Origin of the sequence: Pseudoalteromonas luteoviolacea (genome assembly GCF_001696455.1) — a bacterium.
GTDB classification, from domain to species: Bacteria; Pseudomonadota; Gammaproteobacteria; order Enterobacterales; family Alteromonadaceae; genus Pseudoalteromonas; species Pseudoalteromonas luteoviolacea_C.
In genome coordinates this window covers 77,100-96,678 of the sequence record NZ_MAUJ01000011.1, presented here as the reverse complement: position 1 = coordinate 96,678, position 19,579 = coordinate 77,100, and the positions used below count along the sequence as shown (strand labels likewise).

Genomic DNA, 19,579 nt, shown 5'->3' with positions numbered 1-19,579 from the left:
TCTGGGATTAAAACAGGTCAAAAATGCCCTAAGAACAATGAGCTAAGAAAAATAAGGAGTTGGAATAAAAATTCCTCCTTTAAGTGTATTAGTTACAAATCAATACAACACCATTCTAATTTTCGCCACATCCCTTTCCAATAAAGGGACGAAGACCGTATAAATCGTGTACATTCATACTCATGAAATTAGCAAATCCGTATCACGATATCTCTTTCGCCACGTTGAATGCTTATTAAGTTGTAACTACAATAGCGGAAATCAAAAAATTAGTTGGACTATATAGATGGCTCAATATATTTATACAATGTCGCGGGTGAGCAAAGTTGTTCCACCTAAGCGTACAATTCTTAAAGATATCTCTCTGTGCTTTTTCCCAGGCGCAAAAATAGGCGTGCTGGGTTTAAATGGCGCAGGTAAGTCTACCCTGCTGCGCATTATGGCTGGTGTAGACACAGAGTTTGAAGGTGAGGCTCGCCCTCAACCTGGTACTAAAATCGGCTACTTGCCTCAAGAACCAGTACTGGACGAAAGCAAAACGGTGCGTGAAACCATCGAAGAAGCGGTAAGCGAAGTAAAAACGGCGCTGACTCGTCTGGATGAGGTGTATGCAGAATACGCAATGGATGGTGCAGACTTTGACGCTTTAGCCAAAGAACAAGGTGAACTGGAAGCGATTATTCAGGCGCATGATGGTCACAACTTAGATAATGCACTAGAACGTGCTGCTGATGCACTACGCTTGCCAGAGTGGGATGCTAAAATTGAGCATCTATCGGGTGGTGAAAGACGCCGTGTCGCCATATGCCGCTTACTGCTTGAAAAACCAGATATGTTACTACTGGATGAACCAACCAACCACTTAGATGCTGAATCTGTGGCTTGGTTAGAACGATTCCTACATGATTATGAAGGGACCGTCGTTGCTATTACCCACGACCGATACTTCTTAGATAATGTAGCAGGTTGGATATTAGAACTTGACCGAGGACATGGTATTCCTTGGGAAGGCAACTACACATCTTGGTTAGAACAAAAAGACGCGCGTCTTAAGCAAGAAGAGAAATCAGAAAAAGCACGCCAGAAGTCGATTGAGAAAGAACTTGAATGGGTCCGCTCCAATCCAAAAGGCCGCCAAGCTAAATCAAAAGCACGTATGGCACAGTTTACTGAGCTTCAACAGTCTGATTATCAAAAGCGTAATGAGACCAACGAACTATTCATTCCACCGGGTCCTCGTTTAGGCGATCAGGTCATTGAAGTAAGCAACCTTAAGAAAGGGTTTGGCGATCGCGTACTAATAGACGACTTGAGCTTCTCGATGCCCAAAGGCGCGATTGTTGGCATTATCGGTGCCAACGGTGCTGGTAAGTCAACCTTATTTAAAATGCTGAGTGGCGAAGAGCAGCCTGATAGTGGTGAGATTAAAGTAGGTGAAACAGTAGAACTGGCAACTGTTGAACAATTCCGTGACAATATGGATGACAGTAATACCGTTTTCCAAGAAATTTCTGACGGACAAGACAATCTTAAAATTGGTAACTTTGAAATTCCAAGCCGAGCTTATGTTGGACGCTTTAACTTCAAAGGCAATGACCAGCAAAAGTTTGTCAAAGAGCTATCAGGTGGTGAGCGCAATCGACTGCACTTAGCGAAACTACTTAAAGCTGGTGGTAATGTTATCCTACTGGATGAGCCGACCAATGACCTAGATGTAGAAACATTACGCGCGCTGGAGAATGCTATTTTAGAGTTCCCTGGTTGTGTAATGTGTATTTCGCACGACCGTTGGTTCCTTGACCGTATTGCTACGCATATCTTGGATTACCGTGACGAAGGTCAAATTAACTTCTTCGATGGTAACTATACTGAGTATGAAGAATGGCTGAAGAAAACGTATGGTGCAGAAGCGGCTGAACCTAAGCGTATCAAATACAAAAAGATTGGTTAATTTAATGCCAAGCTGAATGTGAAGCCCTGAACGAGTTCAGGGCTTTTTTATATCTGGTTAGTCTGCAAAAAAATGACTAAACTTTAGATAACGAAATGACGAGACCCCCTTATGAAAGAACGCAGAAAATTTTCCCGAGTCCTATTTTCAAATCAAGCCTCATTAATGACGACAACCGGGGACTATAATTGCGAAATTATTGACTTGTCATTAAATGGTGCATTGATCACTATGCCTATTGGATTAACCCCGCTTCAAGGACAACCCGCGAGTCTGAAATTCAATTTGCCCGGAAGCGATGTAGAAATTTGTATGGAAGTGGAAATACGACATATCGAAGAAGCTCACCTTGGCCTGCACTGTGCGCAAATCGATCTAGACAGCGTAACGCACTTAAAACGATTAATTGAATTAAACATTGGTGATGATGATATACTCCACCGCGAATTAGAAAATTTAACACTACACGAATAATGAAAAAGGAAGCTCGATGTTATTGGAATCTTTACAAGGATTTATTCCTTTTATTGCCTATTTCGCCCTGGGTTACTTACTCATTCTAACCTTTTTATTTGTCTACACTAAAATTACCCCCCATTGTGAGTGGCGGTTAGTCAAAGATAATAATCCAGCAGCAGCTGCCGCTTTTTGTGGTACGTTAATCGGGTTTACACTCCCTGTCGCCAGTGCTGCGGTCAACGCTGTATCTTTGATTGATTTTGCATTGTGGGGCGTGATAGCAGGCGTAATGCAGTTAGTTACATTCTTTTTAGTACGTTTATACATGCCGTTACTTTCACAAAAGATTGAAAACAACCACATTAGTGCGGGTCTGTTTTTAGGTGGCGCATCTCTGGCAACAGGAATCCTAAATGCTGCCTGCATGACATATTAAGGAGTCAATATGAAACGCAGCAAGCATATCAAACTGACCTTAATGATGGGCGCTGGTGCTGGTCTTGTCGGTTGTGGTGACAGTGATGAGTCGGCACTACTGTTTAAAAATGTTGATGAGTGTACTTCTTTTGGTATTGAAGAAGACGCCTGTGAGTTTCAGTTTGAGCAAGCGCAAAACAGGCATCTCTCAGAAGCGCCAAAATACGCAACAGAACAGCTGTGTGAAAGCGATTTCGGTTACGAGCAGTGCGATAACAATGGCGGAATATGGCGGCCATTAATGGCCGGCTTTATGGTAGCAGCTCTAGCTGAGGCCGTTGATGAAGGCCTTGATGCCATGAAAAAACGCAAGCGAAAGAAAGCGGCATTCTTGAGCGGCAAATACTATTCGGGTGCAAAGCCTTTATATCGAAGTAAAGATGACTACTTTAAGTATCGCAATGCTCAAAATACCGTCGTTGCCAGCACAAGCGCCACTGGAACAACTATGGTAAGCTCTTCGGCCATTAATTACCGGGCTAAATCTAACAAAGTCGTCACAAAGACCAAAAGCCGAGGCGGCTTCGGTCGTAGTGCCACCAGTCGCAGTTGGGGTGGTTAGCCCCTTCTTGATTTCATATCTTACATAAACAAACACCGTAACCAGCGGCATAACCATAATGATAAAAGTCCCCATTCAGGAACGCTCAAACTGGCGAGCGCAAGCTCAAGCAATCGGGTTTAAATTTCACACTATGCATGGAGAGCCCTACTGGGATGAACAGGCCTACTATCAGTTTTCACTCAGGCAAATAGAGCAAGGCATAGAAGCGCCAACTGCTGAACTGCATCAAATGTTACTGCACATTGTCGACAAGGTGTGTGATGACGATGAGTTAATGCAGCGTTTTGCTATCCCCGAGCCATTTTGGCATATGATCAGACGTTCTTGGCTAAGACGGGACCCTCATCTGTACGGCCGTTTTGATCTTTGTTATGACGGTAATCACAACGCAAAACTACTGGAGGCCAATTACGATACGCCCACCTCTTTATTCGAGTCGGCATACTGGCAATGGATATGGCTTGAGCAACAAGTCTCAGCTGGGTTGCTACCCAGACAATCGGATCAATTCAACAGCCTACAAGAGCAGCTCATTGATCGTTTTAGACATTTGCACAAACTGAACCGCTCCAAGCGCTTGCATTTTAGTTGCTGTAAAGGCACAGATGAAGATAAGGGAACCGTAGACTATTTAAAAAGCTGTGCCATTGAAGCTGGTATCCGAAGTCAGTTTGTTTATATCGAAGATATCGGGGTTGATGAAAAGCGTCAATTTACCGACTTAGAAGATACTTTAATTAATTGGTGTTTTAAATTATATCCATGGGAATTCATGTTTGAAGATGCGTATTCAAGTGCCCTCCTACACAGCAAAACAGCTTGGTTGGAACCTTCTTGGAAAGCCTTATTGTCAAATAAAGCCATACTCCCGCTATTGTGGCAGTACTTTCCAAACCATCCCAATTTATTGCCAGCATTTTTTGCAGATAAAAAGCACCTTTTACCAACGCATCTAGGGGTTGTAAAAAAGCCGATTTTTTCTCGTGAAGGTGCCAACATTGAAATATGCAAAAATGGCAAAGTGATTGCGCAATCCTCTGGAAACTACGGAGAAGAAGGGTTCATCTACCAAACCTACAGCCCACTACCCAAATTTGGTGACGAGCATGTAGTTATAGGCAGTTGGGTAGTCGGAGACGAGCCTGCAGGTATAGGGTTAAGAGCAGACACGAGCTTAATAACACAAGATTTAAGCCGTTTTATCCCGCACGTTGTTTTGGGCTAGCTCGTAATGCATAAAAAAAGCAGCTCATTGGCTGCTTTTTTCTTGTTACGATTTCTTCTGATAAATAATGCCGGGATTACATCTCAGCATTTCAAAATCATTACTCAAACCAGCCATAGACTCAGATGCACCTAAGAACAGATACCCATTCGGATTGAGCGCTTGGGCAAACTGAGAAATTATCTTTGCTTTCACTTCTGGTGAAAAATAGATAAGCACATTGCGACAAAAAATCACATCAAACTTACCCAGTAATGCATATGAATCCAGCAAATTTAAGTGTCTAAAATTTACCATTTTGCGAATAGGGTCAACCACTTTCGCCATGCCATTGCCACTATCCATAAAGAATTTTTTGCGCCTTTCTGGCGACAAGCCTCGTGCTAGGGCTAATGCGTCATATTCAGCATTCTTACACATATCAAGCATCGTGTTGGAAATATCAGTGCCTACAACCTGAGCGCCCATTTTTAGTGCACCTGGGTTTTGAGACTGGTATTCACTTGTCGACATTGCAATTGAATAAGGCTCTTGACCCGAAGAGCTTGCTGCAGACCAAATTTTAACAGGTCGACGCAAGTCTTTAAATTCAGGGTAAATTTTCTTTTTCAGTAATTCAAACGGATATTGGTCACGAAACCATAATGTTTCATTGGTTGTCATCGCATCCACAACGGCAGCTCGTAGCTGGCGTTCATGCGGACTCAGAGTTTTGCTCACCAATGACGAAAGAGAATCTACATTGAATCGAGACATCAAAGGCGCAAGCCGACTCTTCACCAAATATAGCTTGTTATCACCAAGCACTATTCCACACTGCTGCTCTAAAAACGTGCGAAATTGATCGTACTCGCTTTGCTCAAGATGTTTATTTTCCAAAGTTATACCGCCACTTATCAATCACAATGAACCCATTTCTTCACAGCCGACGCCAGTTCATCAGGGTTAAATTTAGCGATAAAGTCGTCTGCACCGACCTTTTCGATCATAGCCTGATTAAACACACCACTGAGAGAAGTATGTAATATAACATGTAAAGGTGCTAATTTTGGATCCGCTTTAATTTCTGCCGTTAATGTATACCCATCCATTTCAGGCATTTCAACGTCAGAAATTAACAGACCAACACGTTCAGTGATGTCATTTTGACAGTCTACTTCTGCGATCTCTTTTAAGCGTATAAGCGCTTCTTTACCATTTTTAGCCAACTCAGTTTGGACCCCGAGCGGTTCAAGCGCTCGTTTAACTTGGTTTCTTGCCACAGCAGAATCATCAGCAATAAAGACGATGCGCTCACCAAGATCTTTTTGCATCTCGCCATCAGCAACGATGTCTTCACTTACTTCTGTGTTTATTGGACAAATCTCATTTAAGATTTTTTCGACATCAAGAATTTCGACTAATTCTTCTTCAATTTCCGTCACGGCAGTTACATATGAGTAGCGACCAGCGCCAGAAGGTGGAGGCATAATGCGCTCCCAATTCATATTCACAATTCGCTCTACAGCGCCAACCAAAAAGCCCTGAACTGAACGGTTGTATTCAGCGATGATGACAAAGCAGTTTTTGATATCCTCGATTGGCGGCCCACCGACAGCCAAAGACATATCTATAACAGAGATAGTCTGTCCACGAATGTGTGCTACGCCCCTAACATACGAATTAGATTTTGGCATAGCCGTTAGAGGTGGACACTGGAGTACTTCTCTTACTTTAAAAACATTGATCCCGAAGCGTTGGCGACCCTTCAAACGAAAGAGTAATAGTTCAAGTCGGTTTTGACCCACCAACTGAGTTCGTTGGTTAACTGAGTCTAAAATACCTGCCATTTCATTCTCCTACTCAAAATACAGCTTATCGGAACAATGTTTGCTTGTTTATTAGCATTCAAAGTTGCCCTTGAAGCGGTGAAGCAATTCACGCAAAATCTTTATACCTTGTTTCACCCCATAAGCATAGTCGAAACATCATGAGTTTGTTAAAAAATACAGTTGCAGTTCAATTCTTTCTTATTTTGGCATATTTTTTAGCCATGTCATCCGCTTATGCTCAGACCTATGAGTCAGAGCAAATTCAGGAACTCGCAATAAAGTATGTAGAAAAACATGCAATTCAAGAGTCTAAAGGAGAAACGAATATCAGTGCACTCCCTTTGGACTCGCGCTTACCTAACAGGGCGTGTTTATCCCCTTTAAAGGTTTCAAGCAAGACGAGGCCCCCATTTACTCGGCAAGTTACAGTGCAAGTCCGTTGTGATAGCAGAGAAAAATGGGTACAATTTGTACACGTAAAAATTGAGGTATTATTTCCGGTTATTGTCAGTTCACAGCAGCTGGATAAAGGCGTGGTCCTACAGGCGGAAGATCTCAAAATCGCAATGCGACCCAAACACTTTGTTCGAGCTTCCAGTATTGATGATATTTCAATGTTGATTGGCAGCAAGACAAAGCGTCGCATCCAAGCAGATAAAGCGATTAGTATGAGACACATTTGCATGGTCTGTAAGGGAGATACTGTTATAATTTTGGCGGGCAATGAACATTTTGCCATAAAAACACAAGGGATAGCCTTGCAAGACGGCAACTTAGGTGAACAGATCAGAGTTAAAAATACAAAATCTGGAAAAACTATACGCGCACGAGTAAAAGATGTTGATTCCGTAGCGGTCAATATTTAAAATTTTTGCTAAAGTAAATAAAGGAACGGTCGATATAAAGACTGAATCAACTTTTTTTAACGGGTCAGAATCATGGTTAATAACATTAACGGTCAAAATCAGCCGAACAATGTTGCTAATAATGTTAAGCAACAACGTGCTGAATTGCAAAGAAATGATGCAAATAATCCTGCAACAAAACCTGCTGCCCAGCAGAAAGCCGCGGCAGACTCTGTTAGCTTGACGCCTCAAGCTCAGCAACTTAAAGGGTTGCAAGAAAAAGCACAGCAAGCACCAGCATTCGATAGCAAAAAGGTCGAAGAACTGAAAAAAGCCATTGCTGAGGGCAAATATCAAGTAGATGCAGAAAAGTTAGCCAAAAATATAGCCGCATTCGAATTCGATTTATATGGATAAGACAATTGAGCTGTGTATACAGCAACTAAACGCTCAGATCTCCTCATTAGAAGCTTTGACCCAGCTTCTTGACGAGGAGTTAACCGTGCTCAGCTCAAGAAACGGTGATGGCTTAAAAGAGATAGCTCGGCAAAAAATTACCTACCTTAATACGATTCAAAAAACTGATAAAAGTTTGTCTTCATTCCCGGCAGAATTATTTAAAGACCCAGATGTAGTTCCGCTTACACAAGAGATAAACGACCTGTTGTACAAGTGTAAAAACCAAAATGAAGTTAACGCCAAAGCCGCGCACTTGGCTAATATGACAGTCAGAGAATTGAAAGAAATTCTTATTGGTACGCCAACTTCAACAACGTACACAGAGGAAGGAAGTGTTGTGGAAAATGTCGGTGAACTTGTGAAAAACTTAAAAGCTTAATATCGAAAGCAATTGAACAAGTATACAGCTAAAGCACGCATCAATAGAGCGTGCTTTAGTTTTTGGTCATCTCCGACCAAATTAATAGTACGTCACTCTTTGGATTTTCTTAGGCTTAACTTGACCTATATAAAGATCATAAACAGTCTTCATATCCAACTCTAGCTCCGTCGTATAAATGTCCCCAACTGCGTATGATTTTAATACCCGTGCTCCACGGATCACACCTTGCACTTGGCTTCTCAAACCATCATTTTGGGCGATAACACCTCTTACGGTTGTCGATGCATTGAGCTGGTGACCATACACCTGCTCAGCAAGTTCGCGATATGCTTCTAGTTTGGAGACCTTAATAGCCATCAGCATTTTTTCACTGTCTGTGGTGCCTGGCTGAGCATCAAGAGGGGCATAACCAATTGCTTTCAGAACAGGATAGCTATCGGGCTGCACATAGCTATACTCTACATGTTTGTCGATAATAGAACTACACCCAGAGAGACCAAGCACAAAACTTGCAGCAAGTACTTTGCCGATTTGATAAAACTTTCGCATTTGCTATCGACTCCTAAAAAACTAATTTATGTCTAATAAAGCATATGCACAAATTGAGCCAATACTATTGGCATAAGACTTGCGTTATTGGGGTTAGATAGATTTTTATATGGTGTAATTGCTCAATGAACAAATTAAGTTGTCTAGCACTTGTTACAGGTGCCCTTAGCCTTCCATGCAAAGCTGAGTGGTTTGAAGTTACAGGTTATGCAAATGCCTACACTTCTGACAGAGCAGCTGCCAGACAAGAGGCTGTGCAAGATGCCATAACGCAAGCTTTGATATTCTCAGGCGCGACGGTCTCTAGCGTGCAGACCTTAGCTGACGGCGTATTGGCACAAGACCATATCAAAATAAAAAGCCATGGAGAGATCCAAGAGATTAACCTTGTCTCAGAAAATACCAAAGACGGGGTTATGAGTGTGACTCTGCATTTGGATATTTTTCCAAAGCAACAAAAGTGCCCTGAAGAGTCGTTTAGTAAACAAATTACGGTTACTCAGAGTCAGCTTATTCAACCTCATCAAGCTCGCTTAGGTCAAATTTTTGACATTCATAAATCTTCAAGTGAAAGGTTATATCAAACGCTGATGCAAAGAAATATGACGGTTAAGCCCATACCGTTTATTGATAAAAGCCTCAATGTCAGAGCATTTTTTTCGCAAAACTTCGACTATGACAAGCAGCTTATTGAAAGCTTAACGGCAACAAGCAACAGCCAGTACGTTTTGCTTAGTCAAATCACTGATTTAGCGAGTACACAACAACTCAACAGCGACTATGCATTCTGGCAAGATGACGAGTATGTGCGCAGCTTTAAAATCGATTTTGTTGCGTTTGATGCCCTCACCAAAGACAAAGTATGGCAACAACACTACAGCGTGACAGGTATTTGGCCGTTCGAGAAAACCAAAATCATCGATGTTTACAGTGACACCTTTTGGCATACCGACTATGGCAAGCGTATTCAAAGCGTGTTTAATAGCCTAGCTCAAGATTTAGACCAAGCTTTTGCATGTATGCCCACCAAAGGAAAAATTCTCCACAAAGACCAAGATCAGCTGGTGATAAACCTTGGCAGAGCACATGGTATTAAAGAAGGACAAGTCCTGAGTGTGGCACATCGCAGTGACGTGGCAGGAGAAAGAAACCAGTTTTTCTCGCGCAGTATTCAAACCATAAACCGCGTTAAAGTGACGCAGGTCAACGCGCAAAATGCCATTGCGCAAAATATACAAAGCAGGCCGATGAACAACATTCAAGTTAACGACATCGTCGAATTAATTATTACCCCACCAGAAGACTTTGCCTTGTAATTGAAATGCTGCTTGTACATCAGCATGAGACAGAGATGATGAAACACTTTGAACTGGCGTCCCCGGTAGGAATCGAACCTACATCAAAGCCTTAGGAGGGCCCCGTTTTATCCATTAAACTACGGAGACTAGCTGAATCGCCTTATCTTTTATTATATATAACAGCTTAAGATACTAAAACACAAGCATATTTCACGTATGCCTTGGATGACGATATCACCGCCTGCCAACATATGCTGAAGCCACCAAGTCATTTTAATTTTCGTATAACGTTTGGCGTAAGCCGGAGGCTGGCATTTATTCACTACCATCAATAAATGCCATCACAGTATCAGTATGTAGTGGTTGCGTGAGGTCCAAGAATAAAATAGGGGATCATGACATTACTGCTCGCGACGACCAGTCGATTATCGAAGTCTAATAGACGCGTATTTACCTCAACGCCTCTGTCTCGGTAAATCATGGTACCGGTTAAAACATGGCTAGGCGCTGGCTTTTTAGGTAATTGTTTGGCATTTCTCGACAAAATAAAATCACCATTGGCGGTTACAGCAATGCCGCGGTGAGACTTAAAATCCAATGCAGGATAGCCCATTTTTTGGAACTGATGGATCATGGATTCAGCCAGCTGATTACCAAGCTGGTTACTGCGACGTAAACTATTGTCAAAGCTAACAAAGCTTGTAATCGCAACCGCACTAGGAGAGACACCAGACAAAGAGTCAGAGAGCTCCAATGCTATTTGCCCAGCATAGCTTGAAATTTGCTTATTATGTGTGTAACTGATAAACCCAAGGTCTTTATATTCAATATCGGCTGCACTATCTAATTCACGGGAAAGCTGCGTTAATTGCCGTGCTTGTTGCGTAGCACTGGACTCAACTTGCTGCTTCGGCACGATTTGCGTGTGTGAAGACGACTCACAGCCACTTAGCACAGCAAGACAACTCAAGAATAAGCCATGTCGTTTCATAATGATTACCTACTTGCTCGCTCTAACCGAATACCATCGTGGCCGATACCATCTCTAAGCGCATTAACAACAGCTTGCGGTAGAAAGCCTTGAGCGGTTCCAACTACAGCTTTACTTTTAACACCAACAATACGTGCATTTATTAATACGCCGCCCTGATGGTTAGCTAATGTGCCTGCAAGAACATAGTTAAAAGTATGCTCATCAGATAGCTCTAAGAAGTCTCGACTAAAGATGAAGTCGCCTTCTTTGGTGACACGCATAAAGTCCGTCGTTTTAAAATCAACAACCGGCACACCAAAGTTATGCAGCTCATGGATGAAACTTTCCGAAAGCTGATTGCCAAGCAAAGAACCATAATTGTAATCTTCGTCTAGAAATACAAAAGTAGCCACTGCGATGGGCGTACGATCATTCACATAACGCAAGTTACCAACCATATCCTGCATTAAGTTTTGCACATAGTGCGTGACATTACGACTCGCCATTTGCTGTGAAACTGTCATACCGTGCATACCACTGGGGTGCGCTTGAAATTGACTCTCGGGCGTCGCAAAAGCGTTTTTCTCTACCACAATGGCATTGCGGTTACTGCGGTCATCTTCGGTAAGTGTGCAACCAAACAAAAGCGGTAAAATAAGCCCGAATGCGTACTGTTTCATATTTTTCTCCGTCAATATTGGCCGCGATGAAGTAAGCCATCACGCATTTGCACCTGCTCTTCTCCCCACAAAGTGGCTTTAGGCAAGCTTATAGACGCTGCTGACATGGTTTTATTGTTCACCATATCAATCAAACGTGCATGTATCGTATAAGAATTGAAGCTTTCACTGACAGTGCCCGTTAACACCAAGTCAAATTTATGGCGCTCTTTCAGCTTATCTATATCACGGCTAAGTATGTTATCGGCATCATCCGACAAACTTATAGCTTTTTGCATACGAAATTCGACAACCTGCAAGCCCATCTGAGTCATGTAGGTAATGAAACTCTCTTGAACTTGATTACTCAGCCCTTCACCTTGGCTGTGTACGGTGTCCATACCAAGCTTGCTGTCTTTATAAAAGCTCGTTACCGCAACGGATGCCCCCGGTTTCAAAGGTTTGCTGTACTGACTTAACTGACTAGCTAACTCACCCACATAACTATGCACAGTACGCGTGGGTGGTGTATTTTTTGCTGTAGATTGGTTATTTTGGTTCATTAACAAACTAGAGCTACACCCGGAGATCAAGCCAACCAACACCAATAATAAAATACGCATATTCTGCACCTCTCATTCAATAAATCAGGAAATGCAAAAATCGAACCAAGTTGGGATACAACAACGCCTGTTTTAATGCCTGATGGCCCGAGTTATTGGTAGGTGTTACCTCTAAGTCGTATTAATGATCGAGTGTCATTTCCTTTACTTCGCATTTTATTTTTTTATGTGTGAATTTCAGGCAAGCTTTTGCCGCCTCTTCAATGTGCGCATATACTGAAAAGCCCAGCAAGTAATCTTGACGGTGCCTGTCATATACATAAAACGGCTTTGATTGAAACAACCTAGGTGACTTTCGAGTCAGCATCAAGGCATAAGTTTTTAAGATTGAGAGGGAGCCAAACCGTCCTCCGCTGGCAATAACATGCTTGTGCTGTTCTAGCTGCTCAACGGTTAGATCAACGTCAAGCAGCACATCACCTTCGTTTGACAGCTCCACTTCCACCTTGCGTCTTTGCATAAACTCATCATCTAATGCTTTCTTTACGCGTGCTTCGTATCGACCCGGGCGAATATTACTAAATACATAGTAGCCATCAAATGCTGATTTTGACTCAGCAACTACATTGTTCTTTCCATCCACCAGCTCTATGGTCACGTATGGCAAGGGCGAGTTACTGCCATCATGGTGTTTTTTATACGCGACTCCCTCTAACTCCCCAGCATGTACAACAGGGTATTCCAAGTATGTAATGAATCCTCGACGTGGTGTTACAGAGCGTCCATCATGGGCTGGAATAAAAAAGGGGTCAGGTAAGGAGTCTATGTCTAAATGAATGTCTGTTTTACGTTCTAGTGGCATATTGGTGAGTAACGCAATTCCATTACTATCGGTATGTGCCTGTCCAAAACTTTGCACCGATTTAATTCGTACCCCTTGCAACAGTTCATCACCTGTATCAAATAGGGCGTTATTGTTATGATCTAAAAATACTTTAACGGCCACAGTGCCAGCACTTGCGAGACGCTTATCGGTCATCAGCAAGACTGCTCTCGTATTGGGGTAGCCCAAACTAAACTGGCTTGTGACACCGATTTGCCACTCATCATTTTGCTGATAATTAAAGTCTCCGGTTAAACGCAACCTATCATTATGCCAGCTCAACCCAACTCCCAGCTCATAGCCATCGTCTAGCAGTGATTTTGAATACGCCAGTTCCACATCTAAATCAGGTTGAATAGATTGACTGACTTGCAGTTGATAGTCAGTGAACTGTCGATTTGGTTCAAGCTGGTAGCCTAAGCTAAAACGGCCATATGCTTGCCCCATACGCCCCTGCCAACGCAGGCCGCCAAACAACTCTTTGCCTTCATCATTACCGTACTCAAGATAATTAAGCTGGTTACTAAATGTGCCCAATCTTGTTGTCATGGCCAACAAGTTTGTCGCCATAAAACGGCTTTGTTGATTTGACCGCTCTACATTAAGCGTGCTTTGATAATTAAGTCTCATTGAGCCAAAATTGTAAAGTTTGCCAGAAGCGCGCAAATACAGCTCTTGAGTGTGTGTTTGGGATATACTTTGTGGTGTTAAAATGCGCTTGCGATCATTATAGGATGCACTCAGAGAGTGACCACTTACCTCTGTTCTTCCTAGGAGCTGAGCTAATTGATTACCAAGCTTGTCGCGGCTTATGTCCAAATTCACCAAACCTCGATTCCACACATCAAAGCTGATGCCCGCCGACATCTGATATTGGTTAAGCTGACTTTCTAAACCATAGCGCAGGCCCGAATAAACAGCTACATCCTCACTCAACCCGTAATCATAACGTGTTAACACATTCCAACCAGAACTCGCTGAATTAATGTGCTCATCATTCAACAATGTGCTCCCAGTATCCACAATTGATGTATCAAAATAGTGCTCACCTGCGGTTACCGAGTTACCCGTGACATAATACGAGCGCGCATCTTGTACTATCTGACCTTGCGGTCCATACATCAAAATCTCAAATGCGTTACTCCCAAAATACAGCTCTATGTTATTAAAATCATAGAGCCCTGACTGAATATTGAGTTGCTGTGCAATCATCAAACCATTGTGATAAAGCTCAACATCCCAACCTACTTGTACACTGCCACTTATTCTGACTTGTTGGCTATCAACCTCTTTATATACGGGCCTATTGGTTACTCTCGCTCCCCGCGCGTGGGTAGACTGGTGATCTCTACCAATATGTGTGCCGATCACATCTCCTAGCTCTAGTTGCGTGATTTCCAAAGGCCCCCAGAAACTTGCATCAGGATATACTCGACTCGCTTGCAGACGACTTTGGCTTATCAGGTTGTGTTCATCGCCTCGCACAAAGTATTGGGTCCCCCAATAGGCAACGTCCTGACTCCCCTGAATGACATAATCTAATTGCGTTTCATCACCTGTTGCTTTAAGACCGAGTTGAAAGTCCAGCAGTGGTGCACTCCATTTTTGATAAGGGCTCGATTGCCATGGCAATACTGGTTGAGGATGAGTACCCCGTTGCGAAAAAGCGCGGTTTTTTCGCGCCAGCCGTTGCTCGATTGGCAACATTTGTTCACTCATTACCTGCACGCTTAAATCTTGATAGTGGAAAATGAATTTGAGGCTAAACCAAGATGCCAACAAAGCTGCATCGACATACACCTCCTCTCCACGTTGACGCCACTGTGTGTTGTCAAAACGCTCAGCACGCCCTGCTACGAAGGCCTGCTGCTGCTCGAGATCAAGTAAAAATGATTGTTTTGGGTCGATAAACCAACCCATATAGTCAATAGAAGCAGCGGCTTGCTGCGCAGATATGGCGAAATCCAAACTGGAAAAAAGGCTTTGCAACTCAAGTTCAGCCCCTTGCTCAGTTTTAATGGCAAAAATTTCTGAAACGTACTCTTCATTTATATACAAGGATAAAAGCAGTTCCTCACCTATCGGAATTCTTGCCTCCTGCGAGTGCACAGCGCCAGCTTTAAATGCTGCAGAAGCAGCATGAAGTTCGGTTGCTTTAACGGCTGTTAACCCAAGCAACGCAAAGCATACATAAACAGTATAAAAGTACCGCAACACTGTCTCGCTGGTGGCTAGGGCTTGAGCGCGATAATCTTATTTACAAATTCCTTGTCAACGTACTCTTCCTGTCCGGTATAGCTCACCCTGAGCCAACCTGTATTTTGCAACTCGTGCTCTGCTAAAACGTTTAGTTCAATCACTGCATTTTGTACCTCTGGGTAAATCGCAAAATTATTTGCCACAGAAACACGCTGCCACGGTTGCCCCTCACGGCTTTTCCAGTCCACTTGAATTTTGCCGAATGTGCTTGCATCCCCCAAGCGTTGCAAGCTCACCTGAATAAATTGCTTCTTGGCTTCATTTTTTATGATTTGGACATCGTTTAATTTCACCATGGGAAGTGCGGCGTTTTTGCGATACAAAACAGGAATGCTATAACTTAAAATCATATTCAGATTAATCCCTATAGCTTGTGAAGTCGTACTCTTCTCAGTTGGCAGAGCCTGAAAAAATAAATGAGAACGATACTCCCCTACCGCCATTCCCTGCTTACGCCTGAGCGCCAATTTAACTAATTGCCTTTCTCCCGGTGCTAAATGTACTTGCTTTGGCGTCATTCGAATCAAATGACTCAAACGCCAAGGCCCGACCTCGTCGGGAGTTAAGTCTCTATATCCACCGGTCGGCAAAGCGTGTTTCTCTTTCCAACCCAATCTATACGTTTTTTCTTCTTGGCTATTATTGATCAAAAACACCTTCGCTGTGCGTTGGCGCTCGTCAAAAACAACCCGCGTTGGGGAGATCATTAAACTGGCGTGAACCAAATTACTCAATAGGCCAATAACCATTAGACCAATAAAAACAATAGAATTCTTCATATGTGACTAGTAACTCACTTCTATGCTTGCCCACACTCGATAGGTACCATCCGGATATTGATTGGGACTACTTTTAATCTCAATCGTGCCACCCACTTCGAATTGTGCATTACCAAACGAGTCACTGAACACCCTGTCCACATGCTCAAGATGAATTAGATTTATACCCGAAACAGCCAAATTGCTGTGTGACAATTGCGGGGTAATGATGTTAGTGCTAATGGCAATATTTGTTTGAGCTGGTAAAGAAGACAATACAATGCTTGCAGCTTGCGCGCCCGATACTAAATGCACAGGTCCATTCGTTGTGCTTTGGCCATTGGTTCGAATTTGCACCCGGCCAACTTGGGCATGATCCGAGATTAAGATTGTGCCAAAATTTAATGGGCGCTCTACGAGCACACGAGTATAGCCATAGAAACTAGGCACAATACAAAACCCTGCTACCAATGCGGTTAGCGCAACTGATTTGCGGTAGGCCCATTTCTCTATGGCACTTTTCAAAACAACTACAGCCTAGTAACTGACTTCGATAGTAAATGTGCCGCTGTAGTTACCATCTAAATAATTAGCTGTGCCACCCGTGGTAGTTTTAAGTGTCGCCCCGATATTAAAAAGTGCTTCACCTTTGTCATCTACCTGTATTTTATTCCCCGTTACATCTTGTTTGCTCAAAGCACCTGTTTCAATGTAATAGGTAAAAGTGTCCATAGTGAACCCTGCTGCATTAGGGTTGCCGCCCGCAAGGACAATATTCGTTTCAACTGGATCTGTAATTGTCAATGTTGCAAAAGGGACAACGCCTGAAATCTTAAACTGCGCAGGTGCGCCTGCTTCTAGAATCGAAATTTCAGCATTGCTGATATTAGTAGATGTTACACTGGCAGCTTTGCCAGTATCTGCAGGGATAACTAAGGTCGCAGTATCACTACCTGTGGTATCAGCCCTTGCTCGGATTGTGCCAAACAAAAGATCGGATTGCTTCTCTAATTCAAACGCATTTTTTACCGTTACTTTAGCTTCAAATGTTCTTTGCTCACCCGCGTAAGAAGCACTCGTTAAAATTGTGAGAGCGGTCACAAGGGCTATTTTGCTCATTTTATTTTTCATTGTGTTATCCTTTAGAAACCACCATAGAAGAAGTTAAAACGCAAATAACTTCATCTTGCCAAACCAACAAGAGCATATGCTCTAAAAAATTCCCAAAGCGCCTTCTCTGGCCCAATACGGCTTATCAAGACATATTAGTAATCATTTAATTTACAGACGTTTTATAAATAGGTACATCTTTTTGCGATGTTTGTCATTGCTTTGCAAAACACTTCAGCTTCCTCCTTTGAGGTAAAACCTTTCGCAGTGACATAGTAAAGATGCTGTTGTTCACTAGGTTCAATCAATTGCGCATGCACCGTTCTAAACACCAGATGGTATTGCTGCTTGACCATACTTAGTCGCTTATCAATATGCTCAACCTGGCGTAAAGCATGGTCTCGCTTTATATGAATACCCAGCACTAAGTCAGGGAGTACCACCTCCACATCACTTTTGATATTTGTTGTGGCTGCGGTTTGAAAATCACCTGACTGCGGCTCGATAAAGTCAGTTGCCGTATGCACTGTCGTTTCCTGCACTGGGCTAACATGATTTTGCACCGTTGTTACTTCAGCTTCGACGGATAAAACTGCAAGTAATTGGCTTAAATCACCTTCCATTTGCGCAAGGCGTTCAATACTCGCTTTATTTTTATCATAAGACGCAATCATGCTCTTGTGTGCATGTATGGCTTCTTGTTGAGCTAATTTTTCCTCAAGTGATAGTTCCGTGTTTGCGCAACCAAACAACCCTAACAGAGGCAATACTGACGATAATTTTTTTGGCCACAAAGAGGTAGGCATACTGCAAGACCCAAGCTAAATTAATTTATATGACATTCCCGTCCTAATATAGGTCTTTAGACTGACTAAAAATGACTTAATTGTCCATAAAAAAGGATAAAACTCTTACTCTTTGTTCAAAAAACAATCTAAAAGTATATTTTTGGATGAAATACAACATACAATATTTGTATTTATAGCAGGAACTAACAAGATCAAAAAAGCAGCACTTCGTGCTGCTTTCTTATTTTTAAACCGAGAAAGGATATTGAATGGCGTCGTGGTGTTGGTAATTTGTCACCTCAAAATCATCCAAAGTCACCCAGGTTTCTAAATCTTCAAAGGTCTTTATATCCGGATTAATATGTAACTGAGGCGACTCAAAAGGAGTACGTTTCAGCTGTACATCACGCATTAATTCCAGCTGGTCTTCATAAATATGTGCATTAACGATCTTATGAAATGCCTTGCCGGGTTTAAGCCCGGTAATTTGTGCAACGAGCTTGAGCAGAGTGAACACTTGAATCGCATTGAAGTTACCGCCCAGCGGCACATCTTGGCTACGCTGATAGCTATTTAGATATAATACACCATCTAAAATCGAAAATTGGTGCTGGAACATACAAGGGCGTAAACAACCAAGGTGAAAAGAACCTGGGTGATAAAAGGTAATTATCTCACCTCTGTTATCGATCCCCTTAGACAGATCATCAATTACTTGCTTGACTAGATCCACACTGCCACCGTCTGGTTTAGGGTAGTTTCTGGCAACTGCGCCATAAACAAATCCCATATCATCTTCACCTTTTCGATTCGGATTATTTAACCAGTCTTGGTTGTCATTTGCATTGGCATTCCATGTGTTACAGCCAATTTCTCTGAATTGTGCAGCACTGTCATAACCACGCAGATAACCGAGTAATTCTGCAATCGCCGCTTTCCAATAACTTTTCCGAGTGGTCACTAATGGAAATTCGTTTTTATCAACATGATAGGTAAGGTCAGCATTAATCACGGTGAGACATCTTTTACCAGTTCTGGTGTTCTCTACCCATTTGCCCTCGTCTACGATACGCTGGCATAAGTCCAAGTATTGCTTCATTTATGTAACCCTATCACTAATCTAAACTGTACTGAGCGCTATCATACACTGCCTCTGTGAGCGAAACCACAGTGTCCGTATGCGTTTATTTAAAGTAAATGAGCATTTAACTTTTCCACTTCACTTCAATCGACACCCTTTAAATATTAAATTCCAACCGATACAAATAAAATAATTAACATATTCAAAAACAACTGATAAGTTAATTTAGGTATTACAATCAAGTCATAAGGAAAATAAAATGAAATTATCAATCAAAAAAAATACGCTAAAACGTCTTTCTAACGACAAAAAAATGGATCTAGAAATTACCAAACGCATCGCTGGTGGAGAACCCGACATGTGTCCTACATTCGGTAATGCAGCTTGCATCGCTGCTGAAAACAACAGCGGTTGCTTTACTGCTCGTGAGCAAGATTGCCCTGTTGAGTTTTAAATTTAGAAGTAAGAAGCAATGCATTGGCTG

General features: G+C 42.4%; 22 protein-coding genes and 1 tRNA gene. 10 read left to right on the top strand and 13 right to left on the bottom strand.

The window, feature by feature from the left end; translation table 11 throughout:
* Positions 1-286 precede the first annotated feature (286 nt).
* The 5 genes from ettA (at position 287) to A7985_RS22385 (ending at position 4,677) form a co-directional block, all read left to right on the top strand.
* Positions 287-1,951 (top strand): energy-dependent translational throttle protein EttA, encoded by a 1,665-nt coding sequence (gene ettA / locus A7985_RS22405; RefSeq protein ID WP_065792654.1) that lies wholly within the window; start codon positions 287-289, stop codon positions 1,949-1,951.
* 111 nt (positions 1,952-2,062) lie between these two features.
* A complete protein-coding gene (locus tag A7985_RS22400) occupies positions 2,063-2,425 on the top strand; it encodes a PilZ domain-containing protein (RefSeq protein ID WP_065792653.1) in 363 nt (120 codons plus the stop codon).
* Between the two features lie 16 nt (positions 2,426-2,441).
* Positions 2,442-2,846, top strand: a complete 405-nt coding sequence (locus A7985_RS22395) for a DUF350 domain-containing protein (RefSeq protein WP_065792652.1) — start codon at positions 2,442-2,444, stop codon at positions 2,844-2,846.
* A 9-nt stretch (positions 2,847-2,855) separates the two neighbouring features.
* Entirely contained in the window at positions 2,856-3,449 is a 594-nt protein-coding gene (locus A7985_RS22390; protein ID WP_065792651.1) for a DUF1190 domain-containing protein, read from the top strand.
* Positions 3,450-3,507: 58 nt separating this feature from the next.
* Positions 3,508-4,677 carry a glutathionylspermidine synthase family protein gene (locus A7985_RS22385; RefSeq protein WP_065792650.1) on the top strand — a complete coding sequence of 390 codons (1,170 nt, stop codon included), beginning with the start codon at positions 3,508-3,510 and terminating at the stop codon, positions 4,675-4,677.
* A 45-nt stretch (positions 4,678-4,722) separates the two neighbouring features.
* Here the strand turns inward: A7985_RS22385 and A7985_RS22380 are convergent, their stop codons facing one another.
* Together A7985_RS22380 and A7985_RS22375 are read right to left on the bottom strand one after the other, a co-directional pair.
* Positions 4,723-5,556, bottom strand: a complete 834-nt coding sequence (locus A7985_RS22380; protein ID WP_065792690.1) for a CheR family methyltransferase — start codon at positions 5,554-5,556, stop codon at positions 4,723-4,725.
* 17 nt (positions 5,557-5,573) lie between these two features.
* Complete coding sequence (locus tag A7985_RS22375) at positions 5,574-6,506, bottom strand: chemotaxis protein CheV (RefSeq protein WP_063372352.1); 933 nt, start codon at positions 6,504-6,506, stop codon at positions 5,574-5,576.
* Positions 6,507-6,646: 140 nt separating this feature from the next.
* Here A7985_RS22375 and flgA point away from each other — a divergent pair, with 140 nt between their 5' ends.
* The 3 genes from flgA (at position 6,647) to flgN (ending at position 8,171) form a co-directional block, all read left to right on the top strand.
* A complete protein-coding gene (gene flgA, locus A7985_RS22370; protein ID WP_065792649.1) occupies positions 6,647-7,354 on the top strand; it encodes a flagellar basal body P-ring formation chaperone FlgA in 708 nt (235 codons plus the stop codon).
* 72 nt (positions 7,355-7,426) lie between these two features.
* Positions 7,427-7,750 carry a flagellar biosynthesis anti-sigma factor FlgM gene (gene flgM / locus A7985_RS22365; protein ID WP_063377889.1) on the top strand — a complete coding sequence of 108 codons (324 nt, stop codon included), beginning with the start codon at positions 7,427-7,429 and terminating at the stop codon, positions 7,748-7,750.
* Positions 7,743-8,171 carry a flagellar export chaperone FlgN gene (gene flgN / locus A7985_RS22360; RefSeq protein ID WP_065792648.1) on the top strand — a complete coding sequence of 143 codons (429 nt, stop codon included), beginning with the start codon at positions 7,743-7,745 and terminating at the stop codon, positions 8,169-8,171. The genes flgM and flgN overlap by 8 nt, the downstream gene beginning before the upstream one ends.
* An 81-nt stretch (positions 8,172-8,252) precedes the next feature.
* Here the strand turns inward: flgN and A7985_RS22355 are convergent, their stop codons facing one another.
* Positions 8,253-8,723, bottom strand: a complete 471-nt coding sequence (locus A7985_RS22355) for an LPP20 family lipoprotein (RefSeq protein WP_065792647.1) — start codon at positions 8,721-8,723, stop codon at positions 8,253-8,255.
* Positions 8,724-8,848: 125 nt separating this feature from the next.
* On the opposite strand from A7985_RS22355, the gene A7985_RS22350 reads away from it, so the two are divergent.
* On the top strand, positions 8,849-10,039 hold the full coding sequence (locus A7985_RS22350) for a flagellar assembly protein T N-terminal domain-containing protein (RefSeq protein WP_065792646.1): 1,191 nt from the start codon (positions 8,849-8,851) through the stop codon (positions 10,037-10,039).
* 54 nt (positions 10,040-10,093) lie between these two features.
* Here the strand turns inward: A7985_RS22350 and A7985_RS22345 are convergent.
* The 10 genes from A7985_RS22345 to A7985_RS22300 all read right to left on the bottom strand — a co-directional run bounded on the left by A7985_RS22345 (position 10,094) and on the right by A7985_RS22300 (position 19,113).
* Positions 10,094-10,168 (bottom strand) — tRNA-Arg (locus A7985_RS22345).
* Positions 10,169-10,370: 202 nt separating this feature from the next.
* Positions 10,371-11,012: a FlgO family outer membrane protein gene (locus tag A7985_RS22340; protein ID WP_065792645.1), complete on the bottom strand. Its 642-nt coding sequence runs from the start codon at positions 11,010-11,012 to the stop codon at positions 10,371-10,373.
* Between the two features lie 5 nt (positions 11,013-11,017).
* Complete coding sequence (locus A7985_RS22335; protein WP_065792644.1) at positions 11,018-11,674, bottom strand: FlgO family outer membrane protein; 657 nt, start codon at positions 11,672-11,674, stop codon at positions 11,018-11,020.
* Positions 11,675-11,685: 11 nt separating this feature from the next.
* A complete protein-coding gene (locus tag A7985_RS22330; protein ID WP_065792643.1) occupies positions 11,686-12,276 on the bottom strand; it encodes a FlgO family outer membrane protein in 591 nt (196 codons plus the stop codon).
* A gap of 121 nt (positions 12,277-12,397) precedes the next feature.
* Positions 12,398-15,313, bottom strand: coding sequence for a SpaA isopeptide-forming pilin-related protein (locus A7985_RS22325; protein ID WP_141685419.1), 2,916 nt, complete (start codon positions 15,311-15,313; stop codon positions 12,398-12,400).
* Between the two features lie 17 nt (positions 15,314-15,330).
* A complete protein-coding gene (locus tag A7985_RS22320) occupies positions 15,331-16,137 on the bottom strand; it encodes a fimbrial biogenesis chaperone (RefSeq protein WP_081310680.1) in 807 nt (268 codons plus the stop codon).
* A gap of 6 nt (positions 16,138-16,143) precedes the next feature.
* Positions 16,144-16,641 carry a DUF4402 domain-containing protein gene (locus tag A7985_RS22315; RefSeq protein WP_065792641.1) on the bottom strand — a complete coding sequence of 166 codons (498 nt, stop codon included), beginning with the start codon at positions 16,639-16,641 and terminating at the stop codon, positions 16,144-16,146.
* 12 nt (positions 16,642-16,653) lie between these two features.
* Positions 16,654-17,247: a DUF4402 domain-containing protein gene (locus A7985_RS22310; RefSeq protein WP_065792640.1), complete on the bottom strand. Its 594-nt coding sequence runs from the start codon at positions 17,245-17,247 to the stop codon at positions 16,654-16,656.
* A gap of 161 nt (positions 17,248-17,408) precedes the next feature.
* Positions 17,409-18,032, bottom strand: a complete 624-nt coding sequence (locus tag A7985_RS22305) for a hypothetical protein (RefSeq protein ID WP_065792639.1) — start codon at positions 18,030-18,032, stop codon at positions 17,409-17,411.
* 229 nt (positions 18,033-18,261) lie between these two features.
* Positions 18,262-19,113, bottom strand: coding sequence for a thymidylate synthase (locus tag A7985_RS22300; RefSeq protein ID WP_063359567.1), 852 nt, complete (start codon positions 19,111-19,113; stop codon positions 18,262-18,264).
* A 241-nt stretch (positions 19,114-19,354) separates the two neighbouring features.
* Between A7985_RS22300 and A7985_RS22295 the strand changes: the two genes are divergently transcribed.
* Positions 19,355-19,549, top strand: coding sequence for a hypothetical protein (locus A7985_RS22295; RefSeq protein ID WP_065792638.1), 195 nt, complete (start codon positions 19,355-19,357; stop codon positions 19,547-19,549).
* Positions 19,550-19,579: the final 30 nt, after the last annotated feature.